Below are 1,079 nucleotides of genomic sequence, written 5' to 3'. Positions count from 1 at the left end.
TATTGTATCGTGTTCGCGTTGCGTGATAGTGTGGGTCAGATCAGTGGGATGTACTTCCGCAGTACAATCAATGATCAGGATCAGCGTCATTATTACCTGAAAGACAGGCGGGGATTATATCCAGGCTACCCGGAGCCAGGTGTGAGCAGGTTGATCCTGACAGAATCAGTGATAGATGCGGCGACCTTATTACAGGATGGTGAGATCAGAAAGGGGTATGGTATCCTTGCTTGTTACGGGACGAATGGGCTGACAGCAGAACATGAAGCGGCGATATTAGGGTTAAAGGGTCTGCGTGAAATCATCTTTGCCTTCGACGGGGACGAAGCAGGAAATAAGGCAGTAGCTAAATATAGCGCATTGTTAAAGGGACGTTTACCTCACCTGGTCATCAGTACATTACAGTTACCGGAAGGAGAAGATGTTAACAGTGTAGGTGTGAGTCATACATCTGTTGTGTTTACGGAGTTGTTATCAGGCAGGACTGAGTTATTTTTTTCCTCTGAAGTATCAGTTGAAAAAACAAAACAGTCATCACTTGAAGAAGGGGAAGCGTCAGTATTAGACGTTAGTAATCCGTATAAGCTGAGCTACGTGGGCAAGGGTGGTAATTACTATGTGCAGGGCGGGGTAGGTAAGCAGCTGGATAGTATGAAGGTGACGCTGGTAGTCGAGCATAAAGAAAGTGGTCATAAGAGTCGCAACAAGCTAGACTTGTACGAAGATAAACAGGTAGAACGGTTAAGCAGGGAAGTGGGAGAAAAGCTAGGCATCCGTAAAGATATGCTGGAACAGGATCTGTACCGGTTGACAGACCTGTTAGACGAATACAGAGAGCGGGAACAGGCACCGGTAGAATCAAGCGAACAGACGGTAGCATATAAGATGAGCGAAACAGAGAGGCATGAGGCTATCGGTTTTTTACGGCAGGAAGGGCTACTGGAAGCACTGAATGAGTTATTAGGTGGGACAGGTATAGTAGGGGAAGACAATAACCGGTTGTTTTTACTGTTGGTCGCATTGAGCTATAAGATGGCAGCACCGCTACATGCACTGATCCAGGGGAGTAGTGGTAGTGG

General features: G+C 46.7%; 1 protein-coding gene. It reads left to right on the top strand.

Translation table 11 applies throughout. From position 1 onward, the window contains the following. Positions 1-1,079, top strand: a 1,079-nt coding sequence (locus tag K1Y79_RS29020) for a toprim domain-containing protein (RefSeq protein WP_220253735.1), incomplete at both ends; no start/stop codon positions are given.

It is taken from the genome of Chitinophaga rhizophila, from assembly GCF_019492185.1.
GTDB classification, from domain to species: domain Bacteria; phylum Bacteroidota; class Bacteroidia; order Chitinophagales; family Chitinophagaceae; genus Chitinophaga; species Chitinophaga rhizophila.
Note: the sequence above shows the minus strand (reverse complement) of the source record. Positions and strands in the feature narration are given on the sequence as shown.